This is a genomic window from Paraburkholderia sp. BR10872, from assembly GCF_040965835.1.
Classification (GTDB): domain Bacteria; phylum Pseudomonadota; class Gammaproteobacteria; order Burkholderiales; family Burkholderiaceae; genus Paraburkholderia; species Paraburkholderia nodosa_A.
Genome location: NZ_JBFRCN010000009.1, coordinates 17958 through 43506, shown reverse-complemented (window position 1 = coordinate 43506; position 25549 = coordinate 17958). Strand labels below are relative to the sequence as shown.

The 25549-nt window shown below is 64.4% G+C and carries 19 protein-coding genes and 2 pseudogenes; 9 read left to right on the top strand and 12 right to left on the bottom strand.

The window, feature by feature from the left end:
- Positions 1-153 precede the first annotated feature (153 nt).
- Complete coding sequence (locus AB4Y43_RS09925) at positions 154-1569, bottom strand: YeiH family protein (RefSeq protein WP_368727708.1); 1416 nt, start codon at positions 1567-1569, stop codon at positions 154-156.
- A 141-nt stretch (positions 1570-1710) separates the two neighbouring features.
- Positions 1711-3207 carry an MFS transporter gene (locus AB4Y43_RS09920; RefSeq protein WP_368727707.1) on the bottom strand — a complete coding sequence of 499 codons (1497 nt, stop codon included), beginning with the start codon at positions 3205-3207 and terminating at the stop codon, positions 1711-1713.
- A 162-nt stretch (positions 3208-3369) separates the two neighbouring features.
- Here AB4Y43_RS09920 and AB4Y43_RS09915 point away from each other — a divergent pair, with 162 nt between their 5' ends.
- Positions 3370-4197, top strand: a complete 828-nt coding sequence (locus AB4Y43_RS09915; protein WP_368618232.1) for a MetQ/NlpA family lipoprotein — start codon at positions 3370-3372, stop codon at positions 4195-4197.
- 85 nt (positions 4198-4282) lie between these two features.
- Here AB4Y43_RS09915 and AB4Y43_RS09910 read toward each other — a convergent pair whose 3' ends face one another.
- Both AB4Y43_RS09910 and AB4Y43_RS09905 read right to left on the bottom strand, forming a co-directional pair.
- Complete coding sequence (locus tag AB4Y43_RS09910) at positions 4283-5656, bottom strand: LLM class flavin-dependent oxidoreductase (RefSeq protein WP_368727706.1); 1374 nt, start codon at positions 5654-5656, stop codon at positions 4283-4285.
- A 116-nt stretch (positions 5657-5772) separates the two neighbouring features.
- Entirely contained in the window at positions 5773-6696 is a 924-nt protein-coding gene (locus AB4Y43_RS09905) for a DMT family transporter (RefSeq protein WP_368727705.1), read from the bottom strand.
- A 125-nt stretch (positions 6697-6821) separates the two neighbouring features.
- Here AB4Y43_RS09905 and AB4Y43_RS09900 point away from each other — a divergent pair, with 125 nt between their 5' ends.
- From AB4Y43_RS09900 to AB4Y43_RS09890, 3 genes are all read left to right on the top strand, one after another.
- Positions 6822-7736, top strand: coding sequence for a LysR family transcriptional regulator (locus tag AB4Y43_RS09900; RefSeq protein ID WP_342948681.1), 915 nt, complete (start codon positions 6822-6824; stop codon positions 7734-7736).
- A gap of 131 nt (positions 7737-7867) precedes the next feature.
- On the top strand, positions 7868-9265 hold the full coding sequence (locus AB4Y43_RS09895; RefSeq protein WP_368727704.1) for a dihydrolipoyl dehydrogenase: 1398 nt from the start codon (positions 7868-7870) through the stop codon (positions 9263-9265).
- Positions 9266-9317: 52 nt separating this feature from the next.
- Positions 9318-10298 carry a zinc-dependent alcohol dehydrogenase family protein gene (locus AB4Y43_RS09890; RefSeq protein WP_368727703.1) on the top strand — a complete coding sequence of 327 codons (981 nt, stop codon included), beginning with the start codon at positions 9318-9320 and terminating at the stop codon, positions 10296-10298.
- A gap of 46 nt (positions 10299-10344) precedes the next feature.
- On the opposite strand, the pseudogene AB4Y43_RS09885 reads toward AB4Y43_RS09890, so the two are convergent.
- Positions 10345-10465 (bottom strand): annotated as a pseudogene (locus AB4Y43_RS09885) (IS5/IS1182 family transposase); the annotation flags it as partial.
- A gap of 536 nt (positions 10466-11001) precedes the next feature.
- On the opposite strand from AB4Y43_RS09885, the gene AB4Y43_RS09880 reads away from it, so the two are divergent.
- The 4 genes from AB4Y43_RS09880 to AB4Y43_RS09865 all read left to right on the top strand — a co-directional run bounded on the left by AB4Y43_RS09880 (position 11002) and on the right by AB4Y43_RS09865 (position 16620).
- Complete coding sequence (locus AB4Y43_RS09880) at positions 11002-11922, top strand: LysR substrate-binding domain-containing protein (RefSeq protein WP_368683099.1); 921 nt, start codon at positions 11002-11004, stop codon at positions 11920-11922.
- A gap of 71 nt (positions 11923-11993) precedes the next feature.
- The gene (locus AB4Y43_RS09875; protein ID WP_368727702.1) at positions 11994-14054 is read left to right on the top strand and encodes a LamG-like jellyroll fold domain-containing protein; all 2061 of its coding nucleotides are present in this window, start codon (positions 11994-11996) and stop codon (positions 14052-14054) included.
- Positions 14055-14065: 11 nt separating this feature from the next.
- Complete coding sequence (locus AB4Y43_RS09870; protein WP_368727701.1) at positions 14066-14338, top strand: hypothetical protein; 273 nt, start codon at positions 14066-14068, stop codon at positions 14336-14338.
- A gap of 149 nt (positions 14339-14487) precedes the next feature.
- Positions 14488-16620: a phosphocholine-specific phospholipase C gene (locus AB4Y43_RS09865; RefSeq protein ID WP_368727700.1), complete on the top strand. Its 2133-nt coding sequence runs from the start codon at positions 14488-14490 to the stop codon at positions 16618-16620.
- Positions 16621-16736: 116 nt separating this feature from the next.
- Here the strand turns inward: AB4Y43_RS09865 and AB4Y43_RS09860 are convergent, their stop codons facing one another.
- The 5 genes and pseudogenes from AB4Y43_RS09860 to AB4Y43_RS09840 all read right to left on the bottom strand — a co-directional run bounded on the left by AB4Y43_RS09860 (position 16737) and on the right by AB4Y43_RS09840 (position 21822).
- Positions 16737-17636: a TauD/TfdA family dioxygenase gene (locus AB4Y43_RS09860; protein ID WP_069263279.1), complete on the bottom strand. Its 900-nt coding sequence runs from the start codon at positions 17634-17636 to the stop codon at positions 16737-16739.
- Between the two features lie 527 nt (positions 17637-18163).
- Positions 18164-19858 carry an alpha,alpha-trehalase TreA gene (gene treA, locus AB4Y43_RS09855; protein ID WP_368727699.1) on the bottom strand — a complete coding sequence of 565 codons (1695 nt, stop codon included), beginning with the start codon at positions 19856-19858 and terminating at the stop codon, positions 18164-18166.
- 306 nt (positions 19859-20164) lie between these two features.
- Entirely contained in the window at positions 20165-20467 is a 303-nt protein-coding gene (locus AB4Y43_RS09850) for a chemotaxis protein (protein WP_069263274.1), read from the bottom strand.
- Between the two features lie 73 nt (positions 20468-20540).
- Positions 20541-20648, bottom strand: a pseudogene (locus AB4Y43_RS09845) (SDR family oxidoreductase); the annotation flags it as partial.
- Between the two features lie 148 nt (positions 20649-20796).
- Complete coding sequence (locus AB4Y43_RS09840; RefSeq protein WP_069263269.1) at positions 20797-21822, bottom strand: SDR family oxidoreductase; 1026 nt, start codon at positions 21820-21822, stop codon at positions 20797-20799.
- Positions 21823-22002: 180 nt separating this feature from the next.
- Here AB4Y43_RS09840 and tkt point away from each other — a divergent pair, with 180 nt between their 5' ends.
- Positions 22003-24120, top strand: a complete 2118-nt coding sequence (gene tkt, locus AB4Y43_RS09835) for a transketolase (protein ID WP_368727698.1) — start codon at positions 22003-22005, stop codon at positions 24118-24120.
- 9 nt (positions 24121-24129) lie between these two features.
- On the opposite strand, the gene AB4Y43_RS09830 is transcribed toward tkt, so the two are convergent.
- Complete coding sequence (locus tag AB4Y43_RS09830; RefSeq protein WP_069263263.1) at positions 24130-24417, bottom strand: DUF1488 domain-containing protein; 288 nt, start codon at positions 24415-24417, stop codon at positions 24130-24132.
- 48 nt (positions 24418-24465) lie between these two features.
- Positions 24466-25485: a chemotaxis protein CheB gene (locus AB4Y43_RS09825; RefSeq protein ID WP_069263261.1), complete on the bottom strand. Its 1020-nt coding sequence runs from the start codon at positions 25483-25485 to the stop codon at positions 24466-24468.
- Positions 25486-25549: the final 64 nt, after the last annotated feature.

Below are 25549 nucleotides of genomic sequence, written 5' to 3'. Positions count from 1 at the left end.
GACATAACCGGCTCTCCCCGACACTCGCCCCATAAGCCGAGCCGAACGAAGCCAACCCGGGGATGCGTGCCTCCAGCAACGCGCGGTCTTCGGCCCAGTGCGCACACTGCCCGCACAGTGGGCGCTTCCCGGATTGCGCCGCGCCATTCAAGTTCATTTTCCGAGCGCAAGCCAGTACGGCGCGAACAGGTGCGCCGAAAGCAGATACCCGAGCACCACATTCACGGCCACACCGACCGTGAACGCGACGAGCGGCCTGACGCCCGTTGACGAAAGCGCGGCGAAGCGTGTCGTGAGGCCGATGCTGAGAAAGCAGAACGTGAACGCCCACGTGCGCAACGCGACGATCGGCGCGACGAAGCCTGGCGTTACGGCGCTGCGGTATTCGGCCAGCGTGTAGTGCGAAGCGACCCACGTGACAAACGCCGAAGCAATCACGAACCCGACCACGAACTTGGGAAACCGCGTCCAGATTTCGCGGGCGCGCGTCGTGGTCTGCACTTCGTCACCGGCCTCGCGGTCCCAGCGCGTGGTCGCCACGATCGCCAGCACGAAGGCCCAGATGCCGATCCAGATGTCGCGGCCCACCACCTTCATCAACACGAATGCTTGCAGCGATGCATCGGGCGCACCCGCCACTGCGCCGCTCGCGTGTCGCGCAAAGTCGCCGTAGGCCTGGGCGGCAGCAATGCCCGCCGCGTCCGCGAACTCCGAAGTGCCGATCCACGCCCCAGCCACACCGGTCGGCAGGCCGAACGCACGCGAAAGCGCCGGCAGCGCGAACACCATCACGATCGCCCACACCACGACCAGCGTGATCGCAACCGAAGCCTGCTCGCGCCGCGCGCGCACCGCGCCCGCAATCGCGATCGCGGCCGAAACGCCGCACACCGCACCGCCCACGCCGAGCACTGCGGCGAAGCGTTGGTCGATCTTCAGCGCCCGCGCCGTGCCATAGATCACGAAAAACGTGACGAGCGAAACGATGGTAGCCTGCCCCACGGCAACCGGCCCCGCCCACACAATCAACGTGAGCGGCAGCGTCGCGCCGAGCAGCACGATCCCGACCTTGATGTAGAACTCCACGCGCAGCGCCGGCGCAAGCCAGGCGGGCACAGTGAAAATATTCGACACGATGAGCCCGAGCGCCAGTGCGATGAGCGGCGGCTCAAGGTTGTAGCGCGCGGCCTGCGCCCAGGCGCCGACGATGAAGATGGCCGCCGACACCACGAAGAGGACGAAGAATCCCCGAATGAATTGCGCGACCGGCAAGCCGAGCGCCGCAATGGCCACCGAGAACACGGCCGCAAACCCCACGAAAAGCGCGACATAGGCTCCCACATGCGCGGCGAGGTTGCGAGCGAGCTCGTCGAAGTCGTTCCAGCGCCCGGGCGCCACGGCAAGGCTCTTGATACTGCCGCCCGAAGCAAACAGCCCATACGCGATCGCAATTACGAACAGCCCGATTGCAACCGCCCACCAGTCTTCCGTCCCGAACGGCCTGCGTTGCGCGGTGACGGTCTCACCCGCGCGCTTGCCACCCTCATCCGCAAGAGTCGTATGGCTCATAGTTAGTTTTCCCCTGTTCAAACCTCGATTGCGGCAATCGCCATGTCGCCGTTAAACAGGCGCTACACATCCCGAAGCACGCGCCTCGCACTCAGTATGGAATGCGCATGTTCGAAACGAAAATGACTTATTCCTCTTTGCTTATGCTGCAATCGCAGCGTCTTCGCGCTCATCCGCATAATCCTCGCTATCGATGTCGTAGCCCGAGGGTTCCCAGCGGATCGCGAGCAACACGAGCAGCGAAGCGAGCGGCGCGATGGCGATCACCCAGAAGACCTTCGTGCCGAGCGCCGCGGCGAGCACGGGAAACAGGAATAGCGACACCGTGGAAGCGGAGCGCACGAGCGTCTGATTGAAACCCACGCCAATGCCGCGCAGCGAGGTCGGATAACTGAGCGATGCATAGGTCATGCAATGCGAGCCGGGGCCGAAGCCCTGCCCGAACAGATAGCCGCCCAGCAGCAGAATGGCGACCACAACGAAAAAGGCGCTCCCCGGATGGCCGATCAGCGCAAGACCGATGAGCGAGACGAACTGCAGCGTGTGACCGAGAACGGTCATTTTCCACGCGCCGACGGTGGGCGCGGTACGCACGCCGATCAACCCGCCAACGAAAGCGAACAACAGGTTCAGCGTGAGCGAAGCAACGATGGTCGTGAGCGGACCCTGCTGGAGAAAGCTCGCGATGATCACGGGCAGGCCGAAAATGATCGCGTTGTAACCGAAAGAAGACGCCGCGCCGATCGTTGCGGCAAGAATCGTGCGGCGACGATACGTGGCGTTGAAAAGCACGCCGTAGTTGCGCCATGAAGCGGCACGCGGCGCTCGCGTGGGCGCTTCGCCTCGCTCGACCACGGTATCCACGCCATACGAGCGCTTGAGAATGCGCGCCGCGCCTTCCAGATCGCCCTGATTCGCGGCCCACACGGGCGACTCGCTGATATAGCGGCTACGCACGGCAATGATGACGAGCGCCGGCACCGCGCCGAACGCGAGCGTGATACGCCAGAGCCAGCCGAGCTGATGCTCGGGCAGGATCGCATAGAGGCCGAGAATGAGCAGATAGCAGGTGCTCGTGGCCGCGTACCACGCGGGGCACCACGCCGCCACGCTGGCCGCCTTGTTGCCCTTGCCCGCCACGCGCGAGAACTCGGCGAGAAACGCCATGGCGACCGGCAGATCGAGCCCCACCCCGAAGCCCATGAGAAAGCGTGCGCCGCCCAGCACCCAGGCGTTGGGCGCGAGCCCGGCCGCGATTGCGGCCACCACGAAGAACAGCATGTCGGCCATGAATACGCGGTAGCGCCCGATGCGGTCCGTGAGATAGCCGCCGAACAGGGCGCCGAGAATCGCGCCGAACGTAATGGCCGCCGAAACGAAGCCGACTTGCACTGGCGATAGCGAGAATTCGCGTGCGATATCCTTGATGCCATAGGCGAGCGAGGTGAGATCGTAGGCATCGAGAAACACACCGCCCAGTGCGATCGCGATCACGATACGCGCGTTGCTGCCCTGCGCTGCGCCGGCGTTGACGATACGGGAGACGTCCTGAGCGGAGCGGATCACGGCATGTTGCGGGGCTTGCGCTTGCCCGGTGGCTTCGACGAGTTCCGAAGCGGGAACGGCGAGAGTGGACATGGAACGAGACTCGCGTGAGGAATGGAATCGCTGCATCCTAGCCACGTCGCTGCGTGCCGCAAAACGACGAATATAGCTAAGCAATCCTCCCAAAATTGGTTGTCCGCTTGCCGCGCGCTCTCTAGCATCGCCCTATCCACAACTCTTCGAATAATGGATTCTATGAAGAAAAGAACCTTGCTGGGCGCGCTGCTGGCTTCGCTCGCGCTGGGCGTAAGTATTGGGGGCGCGACGCTCGCGCACGCGGCAGACCAGACGTTGCGCGTTGGCATCATGTCGGGTGAAGACGAGGACGTATGGCGCGTGGTGGCCGCCAACGCCGCGAAGCGCGGCCTCACGATCAAGGTGACCACGTTCTCCGAATACACGCAGCCCAACGAAGCGCTTTCCAGCCACGACCTCGACGCCAATTCGTTCCAGCACAAGCCGTATCTGGACGCGCAGATCAAGGCGCGCGGCTACAAGATCGTGCCGGTCGGCTTTACCTACGTGCAGCCTATCGGGCTGTATTCGCGCAAGGTGAAGTCAGTGGCGGACCTGCCGCAGGGCGCGACCATTGGCGTGCCGAACGATCCGAGCAACGAAGGCCGCTCGCTGCTGCTGCTCCAGGCACAGGGACTCATTACGTTGCGCGAGGACGTCGGCCTGCTGCCGACCGCACGCGACATCGCGAAGAACCCGAAGAATATCCATATCAAGGAACTTGATTCGGGTATCGTCGGGCGCGCGATTGGCGATCTGGATGCGGCCGTTGTCAATACGGACTGGGCCGTCAAATCCGGCATCAAGATTCCGCAGGAGCGGATTGCTCAGGAGAAGGTGACTGGCAATCCTTATCGCAACTTCATTGCCGTGAATGAGAAGGACGCTAACGCGGGTTGGGTGCGTGCGCTTGTGGAGAGCTATCAGCAGCCTAATGTGGCGTCGGAGATTATTGCTGTGTATCACGGGGCTACGTTGCCTGCCTGGCAGGGGGCGCCGCAGCAGTAAGCGAGTGGGTGGGTTTGCCGCGGGGCGCCGTGATGCTTTTTGTTCGCGGCTCCCCGGCGCTTTGGCCTCTCCCATTAAATCCCATTCAAGCCACTTCACCCGCCCAACGATACCCCGCCCCAGCATGCCGCTGCGGCAAGGTAGCCTCCCCCCCAAACAACTTCTCCCGCAACGTCCCCGGCGCATACGCCGTCTTATACCGCCCACGCGCCTGCAATTCCGGCACGACGAGATCCACGAAATCCTCGTAGCTCTCGGGCACGACAGTGCGGCTCAGGTTGAACCCATCCACATCCGCCTCGTCAATCCACGCCTGCAGTTCATCTGCCACCTGCGAAGCGCTGCCGACAATCGCCGGATAGCGCCCACCCAGCTCGAACATCTCGAGCAGCTTGCGCCGCGTCCAGCCGTGTTGCTTCGCCGTCCGCGTGGCGGATTCGATCGCATTGCCCGGCGCATAATCCACGGGCGCGTCCAGATCGTATTGCGAATAATCGACACCCGTGCTCGACGCGAAATGCGCCAACCCCGCTTCACGGCTCGCATATTGCCGGTAGTCGGCATACTTCTCGCGCGCTTCGCGCTCAGTGGAGCCCGGCACCACCGCCACGCCGACGAAGACCTTCACATCGTCGGGCCGGCGCCCCGCTTGCACCAATTGTTCGCGCAACGCGCGCACTGTCTCGCGCGCGGCGGCGCGGCTTGGCGGCGAAATGAACACGCATTCCGCGTGACGCGCCGCAAAGCGCTGCCCGCGCCCCGAACTGCCCGCCTGGAACAGCACCGGCGTGCGCTGCGGCGAAGGTTCCGCCAGGTGATAACCGTCCACGCGGTAGTAACGTCCCGCATGCTCCACGCGATGCAGCTTCGCGGGATCGGCGAAAACACGCGCGGCCTTGTCGCGCCGCACGGCGTCCGCTTCCCAGCTGCCCTCCCAGAGTTTGTAGAGGACTTCCAGGTATTCGTCCGCCCGGTCGTAGCGCTCGTCGTGCGGCAGTTGCTGCTCGAGTCCCATGGCGCGCGCCGCGCTGTCCAGATAGCCCGTCACGATGTTCCAACCGATGCGGCCCTGCGTGAGGTGATCGAGCGTCGAAAAGCGCCGCGCCAGCAAATAAGGCTGCTCGTATGTGAGGTTCACCGTCACGCCAAAGCCGAGATGCTCGGTCACAGCGGCCATGGCCGGCACGACGAGCGTGGGGTCGTTCACCGGCAACTGGATCGACTCGCGCAGCGTCACGTCCACGTTGCGCTGATAGACATCGTAGACGCCCACGATATCGGCGAGAAAAAGCCCGTCGAAGAGCCCGCGCTCCAGCGTACGCGCGAGATTCGTCCAGTACGCGAGCGTGCGGTAGTCGGTCGAGCGGTCGCGCGGGTGCGTCCACAGCCCGTGATTGATGTGTCCCACGCAATTCATGTTGAACGCGTTGAGCAAAATGGGTTTGTTCGTTTTCGCCATCGTAAGGCTCGCTCCTGCGGCATCGAAGGTCCAAACGCCCATTGGAACAGCCTGCGTCCCGATCCCCTACCAGTTAATTCGCAATTGCATATCAGCTTTGCGGATGTGGGCGCGGCCTACGCTTTCACGGCGTCCTGCGCTTCTATCTGCGCTTCGGCCTGCGGTTCGCGCTTGAGCGCGAAAAGCGAAGCGGCAACGATCAGCATGCCGCCGATCCACGCGGCCAAAGTAAGCCGCTCGCCAAGCCACACGCATGCAAAGAGCGCGCCGAACACCGGCTCGCTGCCCATGAGCAACGCCACGCGCGTGGGGCTGCTGCGGCTCACGGCGTAGTTCTGCACGAAGAAGGCGAACAGCGTGCAGCCCGCCACGAGATAGATCACGCTGCCCCAGAACACGCCGTGCCCCTGCCAGGGCGGCAACGGCCGCCACTGTTCGGGCGCAACAGTCAACGCGAGCGCGGCGCAGCCGATCGAAACGATGGCGGACTGGACCGCCGTCACCGTGAGCGGCGGCACGGCACCCGACTTCATCACGCGCTTGACCGCGCAGGTCGTCAATGCGCGCAGCAGCGCGGCCAGCACGACCAGCAGATCGCCGGGGCTCGCCGCCACATGGCCGCCCGTCAGGAGCAGCGCGCCAAACAGCGACACGCCAGCCGCCGCCCATTCCACCGGCCGCGGCGCGCGCTTGAGCCACGCCCACTCCACGAGCGGCGTGAGGACTACGCACAGGCTGATGAGAAACGCGGCGTTCGAGGCGTTCGTGAGCGAAACGCCAAACGTCTCGGCCAGAAAGATGCCGAGCAGCAGGAGTCCTGCGCCGATCACGCCGATCTGCTCGCGCCACGTCACATGACGCAGACCGCGTAACGCGGGCGACAGCAGCACGAAGGTGGTGCCAAAGCGCAGCGCGAGCAGACCCAGCACCGGATAGACAAGCAGCGCACCCTTCACCACGCCATAGCTCGTGCCCCAGATAAGCGCGACAGCAACAAGCAATAGATCGACGGTGCGGGACGAACGGGTCAGGGCATTCATGGGGAACGAGCGTGCAGATTGGCCGGGAACGGGCACATTGTCCGGCAATGACTTCCCGGCGATAATCCACTTCGACGGAACATCATTTATGCTCTGGATGCACAGATGGCTCAACCCTGACCGCCATGAATCCCGCTGACCTCCTGCCCCTGCTCCCCGATCTAGCCACCTTCGCCCGCGTGGTCGACGCCGGTAATTTCTCGGTCGCGGCCCGCCAGCTCGGCAGCACCCCTTCCACGGTGAGCCGCCAGATGCAGCGGCTCGAACGCGCGCTCGGCACGCGCCTGCTGGAGCGCTCCACGCGCAGCCTGCGGCTCACGGAATCCGGCGCCGAAGTCTACCGTCACTGTACGGACATGGTCGAAGCCGCCGCCAGCGCGGCGCAAGCCGCCAGCCGCCTCACCGACCGCCCGCATGGCCGCGTCAGCATCAGCGCGCCGATTTCGTTTGCGCAAAGCGTCATTCATCCGCTGATTTCCGGCTTCCTGCGCGCGTATGAGGAGGTCGCGGTGCAGCTCATCTTTACCGACCGCGACGTCGATCCGGTACGAGACAGCGTCGACATCGTGATTCGCCCGACGCCCACGCCGCCGCCGGGGCTCGCGGCGCGCGGGCTCGGCACGCTGCAGTGGATGCCGTGCGCGTCCACCGGCTATCTGCGCGCGCACGGCACGCCGAAGCACCCAAAGGACCTCGCCCGCCACGACTGCCTCTATCTCGGCGAAACGCCCGACGACAACCGCTGGACCTTCCGGCGCGGCACACAGACGCATACCGTCGAGGTGAAGGGCCGCTATATCGCCAACGACGTGGGCGCGCGGCGCGATGCGGCGCTCGCGGACTGGGGCATTGCGAGCCTGCCCGAATTCGCCGCGGCGGATGCTCTGCGCGACGGTCTGCTCGTTCGTGTGCTACCTGAGTGGTCGCTGGAGCCGCGCGCTTACAGCGGCCCAGTGTGGATGCTCTATCCGCCCAACCGGTTTTTACCGCCGAAGGTGCGCGTGTTGATCGACTGGCTCGCGCAGCACATGCCCGGTTGACCGGCGGCCCGCGCGCCGCCGCCCGTGAGACGATCGGGCATGAACTTGAGCAGCGCCGACATTCACCCGCGTGTGTGGACCTCCTAGACTGGGTCATGGAAACGAATGCATGAACCCCTCGAGGAAACACGATGCAAACCCTGCGAACGGATGTCGCCATCATCGGCGCCGGCACGGCCGGACTCTCCGCTTACCGCGCCGCGAAGGCGGAAGGTGCAAGCGCGATCATCATTGAAGGCGGCGCTTACGGCACGACGTGCGCGCGCGTGGGCTGTATGCCCTCGAAGCTGCTGATCGCGGCGGCCGAGGCGGCGCACGCGGTAACGATGGCGCCGCGTTTCGGCGTGAATCCGCTCGGTATGGAGATCGACGGCCGGGCTGTGATGGAGCGCGTGCGCAGCGAGCGGGACCGGTTCGTTGGGTTCGTCGTTGACAGCACGCTCGCCCTGCCCGAAGCGGACCGCCTGGTCGGGCACGCCCGCTTCATCGACGACGGGCTCCTCCAGGTTGGCGAGCATATACAGGTGCGCGCAAAGAGCGTCGTGATCGCCACGGGCTCGACGCCCACGGTACCCGAGTCGCTCGCCGGACTAGGCGAGCGGCTGATCGTCAACGACGACGTGTTCGCGTGGGAGGACTTGCCGCGCAGTGTGGCGGTGGTCGGTGCGGGCGTAATCGGTCTGGAACTCGGCCAGGCGCTTGCGCGGCTCGGCGTGCGGGTGACGTTGTACGGCGGCTCGCACGGCAGCGTGGGACCGCTCACGGACCCGCGTCTGATCAGCGCAGCACACCGCGTGTTCGGCGCAGAAATGCAGTTCGAGACGCAGGGACGTGTGGTATCGGCTACGCGCAGCGACGCGGGCGTGACGCTGCGCTATGCCCGTGCGGATGGCACGCAGTCCGAAGCAACGTTTGATTACGTCCTGGCAGCAACGGGCCGGAACCCCAACGTGGCGAAGCTGGGCCTCGCAAACACCTCGCTCGAACTCGACGCGCACGGCGTGCCGCGTTTCGACGCGGCTACGCTGCAGATCGGCACCGCGCCGGTGTTTTTGGCGGGCGACGCGAACGACGTGCTGCCGCTGCTGCACGAAGCCGCCGACGAGGGCCGCGCCGCGGGCCGCAATGCGGCTCGCTTTCCCGAAGTCGAACCCGTTGCGCGCCGCGCACCGCTAGCAGTCGTGTTTTCCGATCCGCAGATCGCCATGGTTGGCAAGTCACATCGGGAACTGGTGGAAGGCCGCTTCGTGACGGGCGCCGTGAGCTTCGAAGATCAGGGGCGCAGCCGCGTGATGCTCAAGAACCACGGCTTGGGCCACGTGTACGTGGAGCGTGCGACGCGGCGCTTCGTGGGTGCGGAATGGCTCGGGCCGGCGGCGGAACATATCGGGCACCTGCTCGCGTGGAGCGTGCAGATGGGATTGAGCGTGGACGACATGCTGGCGATGCCGTTCTATCACCCGGTGGTCGAAGAAGGCTTGCGCACGGCATTGCGAGACGCTGCCTCGCAGCTGAATCACAAGGGCTGAGTGAATCTCGCGTGGCTAACCATTTCAATTCGCAACGGCACACACACTAACAATGAAAGCACTCGTCCTCAGCCAGTACGATGGTCCGCTCGAACTGACCACGCTCGATCGCCCGGAACCGCAAACGGGCCAGGTGCTCGTGCGCGTTCATGCTGCGGGCCTCAATCCGCTCGACGTCAAGATTCGTGCGGGGAAGGCCGATCATGCGAAGCATCCGCTGCCGCTCGTGCCCGGCATCGACATGGCAGGCGTGGTGGAAGCGGTCGGCGCGGGCGTCACGCGTTTCGCGCCCGGCGACGAGGTGTACGGCATGACGGGCGGCGTGGGCGGCATCCAAGGTTCGCTGGCCGAGTACGCTGCCGTCGACGCGGACCTCCTCGCGCGCAAGCCCGCGAATCTTTCGATGCGCGAAGCCGCCGCGTTGCCGCTTGCGTTCATCACGGCGTGGTCGGGCATCGTCGATCGCGCACACCTGGCGGCGGGTCAGAGCGTGCTCGTTCAGGGCGGCGCGGGTGGCGTCGGCCACGTGGCCGTGCAGATTGCGCGCGCGCTTCATGCGACTGTCTTCGCGACGGGGAGCACGCGCAATGCCGATGTGATTTCGCAACTGGGTGCGACGCCTATCGATTACGGCGCGTTGAGCGTCGAGCAGTACGTTCAAGCTCATACGGCAGGTGCCGGGTTTGATCTCGTGGTGGACACGGTGGGTGGCAAGACGCTCGATGCTTCGTTTGCCGCGGTCAAGCATTTTGGGCACGTGGTGAGCGCGCTTGGGTGGGGCACGCATGCGCTCGCGCCGCTGTCGTTTCGTGAGGCGACTTATTCGGGGGTGTTTACGCTTTATCCCCTTTTGAGTGGGAAGAACCGTGGGCATCACGGTGAGATGCTTGGTGAGGCTACGCGGCTTGTCGAGGCGGGGCAGCTTAAGCCGCGGGTGGATTCGCGGCGCTTCTCGCTGAACGACACCGAGTGGGCTTATGAGGCTGTCGCCGACGGGAGTGCGGCTAGCAAGGTTGTGGTTGAGATTGGTTGAGGGTAAGTTGTGCTGCGTCGCGGCGCTATACATCCGGCGACCTTGCGTCGTAACCCTTGTCTGCATCCAGCGTGATTTCTGCGTCCGGACCCTCTGCCGCTTGCCGAGCGTCGTGGATCATGATCCTTGGCCGCTTCACGCTCGGCATGACCGTCGGCGCGTGTCACACGCGTGCGTTGACCGTCGCGCATTGAATCCTTCGACTGCTTCGACGCATAGAACTAAGCGGTTGCTGAGTGGCCTTATTTAACGGCTTTTGCTGAAAGGCAACAGCTTTGCTCAAAGCGAGAAACGCGGAGCCGCTCGATAGCTGCCTTGGCGACGCCATGGAAATCGTTCAGAATGTCGACGACCGAATGAGAGATTACATCTACGTGGACCGCTCGGAATACACCCCGCCGGCATTTGCCGAGAGATTAAGCGAACGCATGGTCGCAATATAGCCCACCGATCGAGCAAATCGAAGAACTGCCGGACAATTTCATGGGAGTGGACGACGTACTGGCGTTCGCCGGTGCTGCCCGCCCCGTATCTCGAACGGCAAATCGCTACCGCAAGGAAATGACTTCATAACTCGGTAGCGCGTGCCCCGGATAAAGCTTCCAGTCCTTACTTATCTCACGAACGTGAGACTGGACCGGTGGTGTACGGTCGCCCCACATGCTGCATCCCCTCCGCCGGATAATGTCTGGGAAAACAGAAAATGCTTGCTCCTTTGCTTGCTGCATTCTACGAAACGGTTCGACAGGGCAGCGTCACGGCTGCCGCGCGACGGTTGGGGATAAGTCAGCCTACCGTCACAGCGCGCATCCAGCAGCTCGAGCAACGGTACAGCGTGCAACTCTTTCATCGGCGCGGCAGCCGCCTTGACGTGACGAAGACCGGCGCGGCGCTCATGCCGTTCATTGACCGGATGACGCAGGCGGAGAGCGACATCGACTTCGTACTGCGCAACGAGTGCGAGTTGTTCGCGGGCAGCTTCCGGCTCGGGACCACCGGCCCCTACTACGTCCTGCCGACCATCGCCGCATTTCGTCGCCGCTATCCTCACGTCCAGATCGGCATCGAGATCGGCAATTCGCAAGCCGTGCTCGACGCGCTCGCGGAGCATCGCGTCGATATCGCGGTCTCATCCCATTACGTGGACGACGCGAGCCTCGAGTTGCATCGCATCGCGAGTGATCGGCTCGTACTCGTCGTCGAACCTCGCCATCCGCTTGCGGGGCAGCGCAACGTCGACTTGAACGTGCTCGCGGCCGAAACGCTGCTGCTGCGCGAACAGGGCTCGTGCACGCGCGCCGCAACGGAGGCCGCGCTTGGGCAGCGCCGCGTGGAGCCTCGCGCGCTCATCGAGATCGGCAGCCGCGAAGCGATCTGTGAAGCGATCCGCCTCGGCCTCGGCTGCGCCCTGATGCCCGCGGGCGAGGTGCCCCTTGGCTCAGCGCTCGTTTCCGTGTCCATCGAGCCGGAATGCCCTGCCGTATACGAATATCTTTACCACCTGCGCAGCCGTTCGGGCGCGCGTCTCATCACCACATTCATGGCGACGTTGGCCGAGACGATCGGCCTCCCCATAAAAAAAACCGATACGTGTATCGGGGATCTTTCGCAGAACGCAATATAGGCGTCTTGCCTGCTGCCTAATATCGCCCTCAATCGCTGGATACACCGGCGAATCTTTGCAGGGGGATAACCATGACAAGACAGGCATTCGTATACGCCGCATGTGGTCTCGCACTCGTCACCGCGCTCGGCGGTTGCGGTGGGGGCACGCAATCGGCGGCAAACCGGACCTTCTCAGGCGACGCGGCGATCGGATCATCGGGCACAGCCAGCAGCACTCTCAACAAGATGCTCGTGATTGAGCTCGACGGCGTAACCTATAGCGCCCTCACTGCAGGCATCGCGGCCGGCACTCTGCCGAACCTCGCGAAGCTGAACATTGCGCCTGCCTATAGTGGCGGCGTGAACAGCACGCTCAGCCAGCAACCGAATCTCGATATGCCCGGCTGGGCCACGATCGTGACCGGTTCCTGGGCCGACCGCCATCAGATCGAATCCGACGCGCCAAAACAGGCGCTGCACGCGCCTACCGTATTCTCGATATTGAAGTCCGCGGGTGCGGGCAAGTTGGGTGCAGCTGTCGATTCGCCTGGTTTCGCCTCGATCCTGACGCCCGACCAGAACGCCGGCTACATCGACACCGTGGTCAACTGCGCCTCAGTCGACAGCTGCGTGACGACTCAAGGCAAGAGCATGATCGACAACGGCTACTCGCTCGTCGTCGCCCAGTATCACTCCGCCGAAGACGCCGCTCTCAACTGGGGCCTCAACTCGTCGAATTATTCAGCCACGCTCGCGCAACTCGACAGTGCCGTCGGCACGCTCGTCGGCGACGTGTCGCAACGCAGCGGGGAGAATTGGCTCGTGCTCGTGACAACCAGCCACGGCCTCAATGCCGCGGGTGGCACCGACGCCCTCCCCCTCGCGCCGGAGTCGACGAGCTTCATCGGCATCAACCAGCAACCCAACGGGCGCCTCACCAATCCGGCCGCCCCCACCTCGCTCGCGGACCTATATACCCGCGCCAGCATTGCAGACATCACGCCCACGCTGCTCGCCTATTGGAGTGCGCTGCCGAGCGCGGTGACGTATGCACTCGACGGCGGCGAACTGGTCGGCCAGCAGCCGGTGTCGCAGCTCATCGGTGTCACCGGCAGCGACAATGCGAGTACGGTGCTCAGCTGGACCCCGCCTTCGAGCGGCGCGATCTCGGTGCTACGCAACGGCCAGCAGATCGCCACGCTCCCTGCAGGCACGACGACGTACACAGACAGCCAGCTCGGCGTCAGCACGACCGGCGCCTATACGTTCAACTACGTGGTGGCCGCGGGCAATGCGCCGCTCGCGTCGCTGATCCAGATCGAGTATGTGGCACCCCCTCCGCCCCCGCCCCCGCCGCCCGCTCTCGCGACGACGCTGACCAACGGCCTCTCGACATACTATGCATTCGGCGCGCTGCCAGCCGCCGACAAGATGGCGGCCAGCACGCTCGGCCCCTGGGCGGCGGATGCGAACGGCGGCTCGCTTACGCCAGATCCGTTTGGCGGCCAGGGTCTCAAGGTGGATACGAACATTGTCGACACGAATGGGTACGACGGCTACAAGCTCGTGCAGAACAACGACGTGACGAAACAGCCGCAGTTCACAATGGGCTTCTGGGTCATGACGTCTTGCCAGAATCTCACGGGCAACGGCACGCCAATCTTCTCGAACAAAAACTACTACTCGGGGGGCAACCCCGGTATCACGTTCGCGCTGTTCCCGGGTTCGGGCACGAGTTGTAACGTGCGCTTCAATATCGGCGATGGGACAACGCGCAACGACATGAACGCTGCGACCATCACCGCGAACAAGTGGGCCTACGTAGCATTCACAATCGACACGGTCGGCAAGACCATGACGGGCTACGTGTTTGATCCCGTGCTCGGCGAAGAGAAGTACACGGCCTCGGTCACGGTGACCGCGTCGAAGCTGCCGGGCCTCGGCGCTTTCGGCCTCAACGAGGACGGCACAGGCCAGTACTACATGAACGCGTGCAAGGACACCCCGCCCTACACGCCTGGCAAGTGCGCGGCTACGCCCCCGGATGTGCAGTCGTTCAGCGACCTCGCGCTCTGGAACCGCACCGTCACTGAGGCTGAACTGAAGACGGTCTTCGCTTCGGGCAAGCCGCTCTCCACCCTTCTCCCGTAAGAGACTCCTCGATGAATGCGAATAGCTTTCCCGCAATGCACGGCGCACAGCACCTGCACCGCAGCGCAGGTGCGCTGCTCACCGGAATGCTGTGCACGCTGCTCGCGGCCTGCGGCCCCGGTTCGAACGGCGGGTCTTCCGCGCGAGCGGCTGCGGCTGCGGGTGCGGGTGGCGCAAGCGCGCCGGTCGCGATCGTGGCGGCGCCCGCCTCGGGCAGCTACGCGGCCCTTGGCGTGGCCGCCTCGCAGCCGCTGCTCAACACGCAGTTGAACTGCGCGCCATGAACGTCACGCGAACCGCGCGCAAGGCGTGCCCAGCGCACGCCCGACGCACGGTTCGCGCTGCACGCAAAGTGCCTGTTCGTGCCCCTCGGTTCGGCCCTCGTATCGCGCGGCTACGCGCGAAGACAACGTAGAAGAAAACCCACCACATCATGACTTCATTGGATCGCCGTCAATTCCTGCGCGCCGCGGCGGCCGGCGCGACGTTCAGCGTGTTCCCGGCCGCCATCCGGCGCGCGCTCGCCATTCCCGCGAATAACACGACCGGCACGATCAACGACGTGCAGCACGTCGTGATCTTCATGCAAGAGAACCGCTCTTTCGATCATTATTTCGGCACGCTACCTGGCGTGCGCGGCTTCGCCGACCGCTTCACGATCCCACAGCCGGGCGGCTCTACTGTCTGGCAGCAGAACGACGGCAGCCGCACCGTGCTACCGTTCTATCTGGACAGCACCAAAGGCAATGCGCTGCTTGCGGGTGGCGCGCATTCGTGGACCGACACGCACAGCGCCTGGGATAACGGCCGCATGACGCAATGGCCGAAATCGAAGGGCGACGTATCGATGGGCTATCTGCAGTCCACCGACCTTCCCTTTCACTTCGCCCTCGCGAACGCCTTCACGATCTGCGACGCGTACCACTGCTCGCTGCACGGCGGCACCAACTCGAACCGCATCTTCATGTGGACCGGCACGAACGGCCCCACCGGCTCTAACTATGCGGTCGTCAACAACAATGGATGGGACGGCCTCGGCCCGTCGGCGACGGGCCTGACCTGGACCACCTACGCGGAGCGTCTGCAAGCCGCGGGGGTGAGCTGGAAGGTCTACGAGAACCAGCCCGATAACTACGGTGACAACCCGCTCGCTGGCTTCGCAGCGTTTCGCAAGGTCAACGAAACCATTTCCGGTTCGCCGAACGCACCCTACACACCGGCAATGGAGGCGCTTTCGCCGCTCTATAAAGGCATCGGCAACACGATGCCCGATGGCGGATTCCTGCAGGCCCTCGCCAACGACATCGCTGCGGGACAAATGCCGCAGGTGAGTTGGATCGTTTCGCCGGGGGCGTATAGCGAGCACCCTGGATCGTCTACCCCAGGCCAGGGCGCTTACTACCTCCAGTTACTGCTCGACACGCTCACGGCTAACCCCGATGTCTGGAGCAAGACCGTGCTCTTCGTGAACTACGACGAGAACGACTGCTTCTTCGACCATATGCCTGCGCCCAACCCGCCTTCCCCGAATGGCAACGGCACTTATGCCGGCAAGTCGACGGTCACGACGCAATACGAATATTTCACCCTTCCCAATCCGCCGGGCGACTCTTCACCGCTCGCACCGGACGGCCAGCCATACGGACCCGGCCCGCGGGTGCCGATGTTCGTCGTGTCGCCGTGGAGCACGGGCGGCTTCGTCAACTCTCAGGTCTTCGACCATACCTCGGTGCTGCGCTTTCTCGAACAGCGATTCGGCGTACGCGAAACGAACATCAGCCCGTGGCGTCGCGCAGTATTCGGCGACCTGACCTCCTGCTTCAACTTCAGTAATCCAAACGATACGGCCGTCGCGCCGCTCCCCGCACCGACCAAATCCGCCGCCGATGCCCAGAGTGCGCAGCAAAGCGCGCTCGGCGCGGTGCCGGTGCCTTCGGTCGCGAGCCAGACGATGCCAAAGCAGTCGCTAATGGCGCGTCCGTCGCGTGCCCTGCCGTATCAGCTGCACACCAGCGCCAATGTCGACACGAAGAACGGCAACGTGTGGCTCATCTTCAGCAACACTGGCAGCGCGGGCGCTGTCTTTCACGTCTACGACAAGCTGCATCTCGACAAACCACCTCACCGCTACACGGTGGAAGCCGGCAAGGAGCTTTCGGATGTCTGGACGCCAGCCGCTGCGGATGCGGGCGCCTATGATCTTTGGGTGCTCGGCCCGAACGGCCTGCACCGCCAGTTCACCGGCAACGTTACCAAAGCGAAAAGCGGGCCCAATCCTGAGGTTCGCGTATGCTATGACACGGGCAACAACGCCGTTTATCTGACCATCATGAACACAGGCAGCGTCGCCACCAATACGACTGTCACATCGAACGCGTACCGGAGCGATGGTCCGTGGACCTACGCGGTTCCGCCAGGCATGCAGGTCGAGCCGTACTGGTCGGTGACGTCATCGAATGGCTGGTATGACTTCACGCTCGCCGCCGAGAACGGCGTAACCCGCCGATTTGCAGGGCGGGTCGAAACGGGGGCGGACAGTGTCAGCGATCCCGCAATGGGGAGCTAAATGTGCCGCGCGGTTCGTGCAGAGGCGGGCCGCTGCGCATAGCGCGGCCGTTCGAGCGAGCCCGGCACCCACGACATACGATGGATTCGCTATTCTTCTGTGCTGTATCTGGCGCGTCAAAACGGCGTGTCGCCTTCGATAGTGGTGCGATAGAGCTTACGGCGCAGATGATCGGGCGTGCCCGCCGCGAGGTGCATGAGCGAGCGGTTGTCCCAGAACACGAGATCGTGCTCGCGCCATTCGTGCCGGTAGCAATGCTCCGCACGCACGCTGTGTGCGAACAGCGCGTCGAGTAGCGCGCGGCTTTCGTCTTCCGGTAGATCGACGATGCGCGTCGTGAAGTGCTCGCTCACGAACAGCGCCTTGCGGCCCGTTTCCGGGTGCGTACGCACGACGGGATGGACAACGGGCTTGACCTGCGCGATCTGTTCCGCTGTCAGGTTCGGCCGCCACGGGCTGCGCGCCTGGAGTTCCGCATAGCGCGCGAGATAGGTATGCTCGGCGCGCCGCCCCTCGACGGCGCTGCGCAAATGCGCAGGCAGCGTGTCCCATGCGAGATGCATGTTGGCGAACAGCGTGTCGCCGCCCTCTGCCGGCAACTCCTGTGCATGCAGCAGCGAGCCGAGGCTCGGCTTCTCCTTGTACGAAAGATCGGAATGCCAGAAGTGTCCCGCGTCGCCAAGGCCGATGGGCTTGCCGTTCTCCACGATGTTCGAGACGATCAGCACCTCCGGGTGGCCCGCCAGCGCGAACTGATGCAGCACGTGGATCTGCAACGGCCCGAAGCGGCGGCTGAATTCGACCTGCTGCTCCGGCGTGATGCGTTGGTCGCGAAACACCAACACATGGTGATCGAGGTGCGCGCGATGAATGCGCGCGAAATCTTCGCGCGACAGCGGCTCTGCGAGATCGAGGCCGACCACTTCCGCGCCGAGCGGTGCACTCAAGGGAAGAATGTCGAAGCGGTGGGACGCGTTCGACGCCGCAGAAGCGGTAAATGTCGCGGTGGTAGTCACGCAGCATGCCTTTCAGGTAAGCAACAGCTTCAATCTACGTGATCCGGCCACCGGCTGACAACGAAGCAAATCCGATACGTTAATCCGTTCGAGTCATAAAGGCGCTGTTAAGACATACGGCTGCACAAGTCGCAGACCGGTGCTCAGGGCCCGAATACTTATGTCCAAATCTGGCCAGAATCCGCTACGCGCTCGAAGTCACCTTGCCGATGTCGCTGATGCCGGTCGTGGGGCAGCTTCTGCCGTGCGTCAGGCGACTGTTCGATCTGGACTCGCGCCCCGATCGGATCGATCCGCAAGAAGACGACCCCCTGACCGGTCTCTTCTTCGTGGGCAAAAAGTACTCCCGCAGATGTCGCTCACGCGCATTGGAACCGGAGCGCCGCCGCTCGCACTTTGCGCACAGCGGCAAATCACGCAGTTCTCTGCCGGCGAAAGACAGGACTTCGGACTTCCGATCACATTGCCTGGAACGAAACTAAAACGGACCGCTACGTAGCCTCGCCGGAAGCGGTCCGCTCTCACACTTACTGACCGCCCCCGTACATATCGAGCAGCATCAGCGTCACGCCGTTGGTCCAGCCAAAGCCGTCCTGCAACGGGTATTCGCCGCCCCCGCCGCCGCCTTCACCTGCGCCCTCGACGATATATTTCTCGACGAGCTTTTGCTGCGTGTTATAGACGTTCTCGACGTCGGCAAGAAAACGCGTACCGACTGGCTGCGCGAGATCGCTGCGCCCGTATTGCTTGAGGCCCTGGATGGCGATCCAGTGCAGCGGCGCCCAGCCGTTCGGCGCATCCCATTGCTGGCCGGTGTTGTAGATCGACGTGGCGAGGCCGCCCTGCTGGAGCAGCACGTTCTGCATCGTCTGCGCCGTCTTCTTCGCGCGCTCGGGCCACGCCACCCCTGCCATCAGCGGATACATCATCGCCGGTGTCTGGTTGTCGCGCGATTTGCCGAGTTGCCAGTCGTAGTCGCCGTAGTAGCCCTTGTTGTTCCAGAGGTACCGGTTGATGCCTTCGGCGCGGCGCGCGGCGTAGCCGGCGAACTGCCCCACACAGCCAAAATCGCGCGCGACTGTGCAGGCGCGCACGATCGTCGTTTCCAGATGGAACAGGAGGCTGTTCAGGTCGACCGGAATGATCGACGTGGTGCGCACCGTCCAGAGGTTCTGGTTGTCGCCGAACCAGCGAGAGCTGAAGTCCCAGCCGCTTTCGGCGGTGGCGCGCAGGTCGCGGTAGACCGCGTTGGCGGGGCGGCCCGTGGCCTGCTGCGCGGTCTGGACGTCTTCGATATACGACTCGTCGCGCGGCGTGTCGAGTTCGTCCCAGTAACGGTTGAGCACCATGCCGTCGCGCAGCACGACCACATTGCGCGTGGCTTGCCCACGCGGCGTGCTGCTCGCACCCTGCATCCAGTACGCGTACTCCTTACGCAGCGCGGGCAGGTACTTCTGGTACACGCTGTTGCCTTCCTTTTGCGCCGCGAGTTCCACCATGTACGAATAGAACGGCGGTTGCGAGCGGCTCAGATAATAGGTGCGATTGCCGTTCGGGATATGGCCGAAGGTGTTGATCATGTACGCGAAGTTGTCGAGCATGTCGTCGACGAGATCTTCATGGCCCGACTCCTGAAGTCCGAGCATCGTGAAGTACGTGTCCCAATAATAGCCCTCCCGGAAGCGCCCGCCCGGCACGACATAGGGCTTCGGCAGCGGCACGAGCGAGCTGTTGTCGGGCGCCGACGTGGTCGTGCGCGTGAGCCCGGTCCAGAGCCAGTCGATATGCTGGCGCAGGGTCTGCCCCGCAGGCGGCGTGATGCTCTGGTCCGGCGGCGGCGTGAAGTATTGATTTACGAAATTCTGCAACGAGAAGCCGGGTTGGTTCTTCTGCGTTTCGTAGAGCTGAACGATGGTTGCGGGGTCCGTGGTCGGCGTCGAATCGACGAAGGTCTTCTGGTCGGAGAAGATCTGAGCGGTCTGCACCGCCACGAACAGATCGCCGTACAGAATATCGGGCGCCGGCGGCAGCGGCGCGCCTACCTGGGTGTCCGCAAAACAGTTTGCACAGGCGAGCAAAAGCGTCGCGATACTGGCCGCGCTGATCGCAGTGCGGGAACGCTGCGGCGACTTTCGGGGCGGGAGTGACTGTAAGCTGGCTTGAATGCGATGCGCATCGTTTGGCGATGCGGCGTGGATGCGAGACTGCAGCTGCGTGCTCATGTTGCCTCCTTGGTGTTGGGGCACTTCGCTGGTCTCTTCGCACCGGCCCGTTCACGCCGTTTGTTTGCGGCGTGCGGGTCCGGCTGGATGCGCAATGGCATCGCCGGGTCCCGGGCAACGAGAGCATCGCATGACTTCGCACACCGAATCAACTGCGGCGTGATAGTGAGTGAAAGTGCGGAAATTTATGCCGCCGATCTGGCGGAAAGGACACGGCGCATCGGTAACAGTGGCCGTGCTGCGGCGACACATGTGGTAGAAGTGCGGGCGCCTGGCACGACAGCAATATCGCGGGCGCCCACCTGTTTAAACATCGCCCAGATCGTCGATGCGATCCGGATGCACGTCGCCGTCGGGTTCCAGCGATTCGTCGCCGTCTGCTGCGGCGCGTTCGCCCGTGCCCGCCCTATCGGTGTCGCTCTGCGCTTCGTCTTCGCCCGCTTCGAGCGCATGATTGTCGAGTTCCGTGTCGCGGTCGAATTCGTGGCGCTTCGCGCCCTGGGTGTCGCTGCCGGAATCGGATGAATCGCCCGGGCCCAGCGAGCCCGTGTCGTGCCCCGGCGGCATGGAGTCGGGAAGATCGTTGTCGGGGTCCAGCGTGCTGTTCATGGCAGGCTCCTTGTATTGTCGATGCGACTACGACGCGCGCAGAACGCGTGCCTTGCAAAGCGCGCCCTCGCGCCTGCCACGGCTGCCCGTTCGAAGCGCTCGACCCGCCATCCACGGGAATATTCGCACCGGTGATGAAGCGCGCGTCTTCGCTCGCGAGAAACACGATTACGCCCGCGATATAGCACGTCGAAGCGCCCGAAACGCGCGACCGTAGCGTCGATGAGCACTTGCACCGATGCGCCGTCGCGTACGTCGGTGAGGTGCACCAGCGCGCATGCGCATCCTGCGTGCCGAACGTGAGCGGCAAGCGTGCGCCAGCGAAACGATTACCTGCGTGAGCGCGCCTGCCTGCGCAAACGTGCGAATGCCATCGCCACGCCAAAGACACCCATCGCCACACCGCCCATCAACGCATGCACATGGCGTTCGGTGAAGAGCGGCGCGCCGCCATTGCGCGCTTCACGGTCGAAGCGGCCGTGCGCGCCGATCTCGCCCGGCACGGGTGCATGCAGGTTGTCGGGCACGTCGGGCGCGCGCGGGTGGCCCGTCAATTGTCCGCGATACCCTGCATGCGCGAGATAGCGGTCGAGCAGCCCCGGCGCGATCAGGTCGGCAATGATCGCGCGCACCGTGGACCAGCCCAGCCAGAGCGTGCGCCGCCGATGTTGCGCAGCAAACAGAATGGCGCGCGCGGCGACTTCGGGCTCATACACGGGCGCAACGGGCCGTGCCTCCTGCCCGGTACGGTTGGCTGCCCAGTCGAACTGCGGGGTGTTGATGGCGGGCAGATCGACCAGCGAGATGTGCACGTCGAGGCCATCGTGAATCAGCTCCGATCGCACGGCGTCGGTAAAGCCGCGCACCGCGAACTTCGCGCCGCAATACGCAGATTGCAGCGGAATTGCGCGCGAGGCGAGCGCCGACCCCACGTTGACGATCGCGCCGCGATTGCGCGTGCGCATGCGCGCGAGCGCCGCCATCGTGCCGTACACCTGGCCGAGATACGTCACCTGGGTCGCACGCTCGAAGTCGTGCGGCGAGATCGACGAGAGCGGCGCAAAAATGGTCGCCATGGCGACGTTCACCCAGACGTCGATGTCGCCCAGTTCGCGCTCGACCCGCGCCGCGGCTGCTTCGACGGCTTGTGCGTCGGCGACGTCGGTGGGCACCGCAAGCGCGCGCACACTGTAGGCTGCCTGTAATTGCGCAGCGGCCCGCGCGAGCCGTTCGGGTTCGCGCGACAGCAGCGCGACGTCGTAGCCCGCTCGCGCGAACGCTTGCGCAGCGGCGCGGCCCACGCCCGCGCCCGCACCGGTGATGAGAGCAATTTTGCGTTGTGACGTGGTGCGCATCGGGGCCGGTAATCGGAAAGAGGAGTAGTCTCAATCCGCAAAGGCTATGCCCATCGGTTCCTGACGCGATCCAGAGTACGGTGCAAACCGCCATGCGTTGGCTGGCACCGCGTTTGCGCGTCCATCCCTTCGCGCGCTGCCGCCCGGTTGCAGTGCGCCCCTGCCGAGGAGTCTCCGCTCATGTCATCGAACTCATCGTCGAATGCCAGGCCCACGAAAGCCGACCCATCCGATCTCGACCGCCTCGTCATCGACACGATCCGAACCCTGTCGATGGACGCCGTGCAAAAGGCCAATTCCGGCCACCCCGGCACGCCCATGGCGCTCGCGCCGCTTGCGTACCAGATCTGGCAGCATCATCTGCGTTACGACCCTGCCGCGCCGCTATGGCCCAATCGCGACCGCTTCGTGCTCTCGAACGGCCACGCTTCAATGCTGCTGTACTCGCTGCTGCACCTCGCGGGCGTGCAGGCCATCGATGAAAATGGCAAGCTCACGGGCAAGCCCGCGGTCTCGCTCGACGATATCAAACACTTCCGCCAGATCGACAGCGTGACGCCGGGGCACCCGGAATATCGCATGACGACAGGTATCGAGACGACCACCGGGCCGCTCGGCCAGGGGCTCGGCAACAGCGTGGGCATGGCCATGGCCGGGCGCTGGCTCGAGCAGCACTTCAATCGCCCGGACGCCAGGATCTTCGACTACCGCGTCTACACGGTGTGCGGCGACGGCGACATGATGGAAGGCGTCTCGCATGAAGCGGCTTCGCTCGCGGGCCATCTGGGTCTGTCGAATCTGATCTGGTTCTACGACAGCAACCGCATCACGATCGAGGGCCATACCGACCTCGCCTATAGCGACGATGTCGAAGCGCGCTTTCGCGGCTACCACTGGAACACGCTGCACGTGGACGACGCGAACGACATGAATGCCATCGAAGCCGCCATCGAAAAAGCGCAGGCCGTGACCGACAAGCCGACGCTCATCGTGGTGAAGAGCATCATCGGCTGGGGCGCGCCGAACCGGCAGGACACGGCGGCGGCGCACGGCGAGGCGCTGGGCGAGGACGAGGTGCGCCTCGCCAAGCGCGCGTACGGCTGGCCCGAGGACGCGCATTTCCTCGTACCCGATGGTGTGTACGAACGTTTCGCGCAAGGCATGGGCGCGCGTGGCAAGGCAGAGCACGAAGCATGGAAGCAACGCTACGAGGACTACGCGAAGCGCTACCCGGAGCTAGCGAAGGAACTGAGCTTGATGCTCGATGGCAAGCTGCCCGACGGCTGGGACGCCGATATTCCCACCTTCGAGGCCGACGAAAAGGGCATGGCCACGCGCGAGTCGTCGGGCAAGGTGCTCAACGCCATTGCGCAACGCGTGCCGTGGATGATCGGCGGCGCCGCCGACCTCGCGCCCTCGACCAAAACCAATCTCAAGTTCGAAGGCGCGGGCAGCTTCGAGCGCGATCACTACGACGGCCGCAACCTGCACTTCGGCATTCGCGAACATGGCATGGGCGCGGTCTCCAATGGCCTCGCGCTTTCGGGCTTACGGCCTTTCGCGTCGACGTTCCTGATTTTCAGCGACTACATGAAGCCGCCGATCCGGCTCGCCGCAATCATGGAGCTGCCCGTCGTTTTCGTGTTCACGCACGATTCTATCGGCCTCGGCGAAGACGGGCCCACGCACCAGCCGATCGAACAGCTCGCCTCGCTGCGCGCTGTGCCGGGCCTGCTCACGCTGCGCCCCGCCGACGCCAACGAAGTCGCCGAGTCCTGGCGCGTAGCGCTCGCACGTTCGCGCGAACCGGCCTGCCTGGTCTTGTCGCGCCAGCCGCTGCCCACCGTCGACCGCAAAAAATATGCGAGCGCGGAAGGCGTGCGGCGCGGCGCATACGTGCTAGCCGACGCACCCGACGGCAAGCAGCCCGAAGTCCTGCTGCTCGCCACGGGCAGCGAAGTTTCGCTTTGCATTGCCGCCTATGAGACGCTGAAACAGGAGGGCATCGCAGCGCGCGTGGTCTCAATGCCGTCATGGGACGTGTTCGAACTGGAGGACGAGGCGTACCGCGAGTCGGTGCTGCCTCCGCACATCCATGCACGCGTGGCCGTGGAGCAGGCGGCGACGCTCGGCTGGGACCGCTACGTCGGCCGCTTCGGCTCGCAGATCGTGATGCACACGTTCGGCGCCTCCGCGCCGCTCAAGGCGCTGAAGACCAAATTCGGCTTCACGCCGGAGCGCGTGGTCGAAGAGGCGAAGAAGCAGATTGCGCGCTGCAAGGCTGGCGCGAGCGAGTAGTACGAGTAGTCAGTGCCTGCCGGTGCCGTACATGCGCAAATAGCCGCTGTGCAGCATCACGGGCTTGCCGTCCGTCTCTTCGATGAGGCGGGCGGCCGCCGCTTCGATTGCGTCGCGGTTGCGGTGAAATGCCTGGCGCAGATCGGGCTCGCGCAGCGATCTCGCGCCGAAGCGGTCTTCCAGCGCTTCGGCCGTAATGGCACAGTCCACAGGGACGGAATCCGCCACGGCAACAAAGGTTAGCGCGAGCTCCTCCGTGTCGTACTCGACCGGTCCTTCGGGAAAGGTGATTTTCATGATCGATGGACTCCTGAATTGCTTGCCGACCAATCTGCTCGACGCGTCCTAGCCGCTCACGCCGGATGTACGCGCCACCGCGCGTAGCGCTTCAAGCATGATGGCTTCGAGTTCCTGCGCCCTCGCCACGCGCGCGCTTTCGACTACGAGGAAGTCGCTGTCGCCGGAACGCTGAGCCCAGTCCTTGCGTTCGCGGGCGTACACCAGGTGCTCCCTGACGGAGCGCGCCGCGGTCCACAGTGCGCGCTCCACCTGACTGACGATGCCCTCCTCCAGCGACATCTCCGAAAACGCGTGACCCGTATGGCAACGGTAACGGCGTGGACGCGCGTTCTTTATCTGCCAGAGCGTACCGCCGCACTCGGGGCATGTGAGGGCCGTGCGTTCGCCGACGTTGTCGAGTTCTTCGGGCGAAACGAACCCGCGCGCGGCCACACGCGCCTCCTCTTCAGTTTGCGAGCCCGCTTTCATGGCACGCTCCTTAGCCAGGGTAGCCAATGGCGCCGCACGCACGGCGTCGCCGATCGCGGCAGCCATGTCCTGAATGCCGGCCACCGTCGCCGCGCCGTCTACCGCGCGCAGGGCCGCTGCAGGCATGGACGACGCTTCGCATTCCTGCGGATCCTGCACGAGACACGCGCCGCCACACGCGCGAATCGCTGCGAGGCCCGCTGAGCCATCGTCGAGATCGCCGCTCAGCACGACGCCGACCACCTTGCTGCCGTACGCCATGGCGGCGCTGCGAAACAAGGGATCGGCGGCGGGCCGCGAGAAGTTCTCGGCTGCGCCATCGGAGAGCCGAAGGCGCCCTTTCTCGACGATCAGATGCCGGTCGGGCGGCGCCACGTAAATCCGGCCCGCCTGTATCACTTCGCCATCGGCGGCGTGGGCGGCTGGCAGCGGACCGCTGCGCGACATCAGTTCGGGCAGCGTACTTTTGTGGCGGCCAATATGCAAAACCACGCACACGGCGGCCGGCAAATCGCCAGGGAGCCCGGCCGCGAGCGTACGCAGCGCAGAAAAACCGTCGCGCGAAGCGGCTATGACCACGATTTTCAACGGTTCCATGCCGCTTTCTCCCCGGCGCGCGCATCATGCATGCCCAGGCGAAGTGGCGCCTTGACCGCCGCCG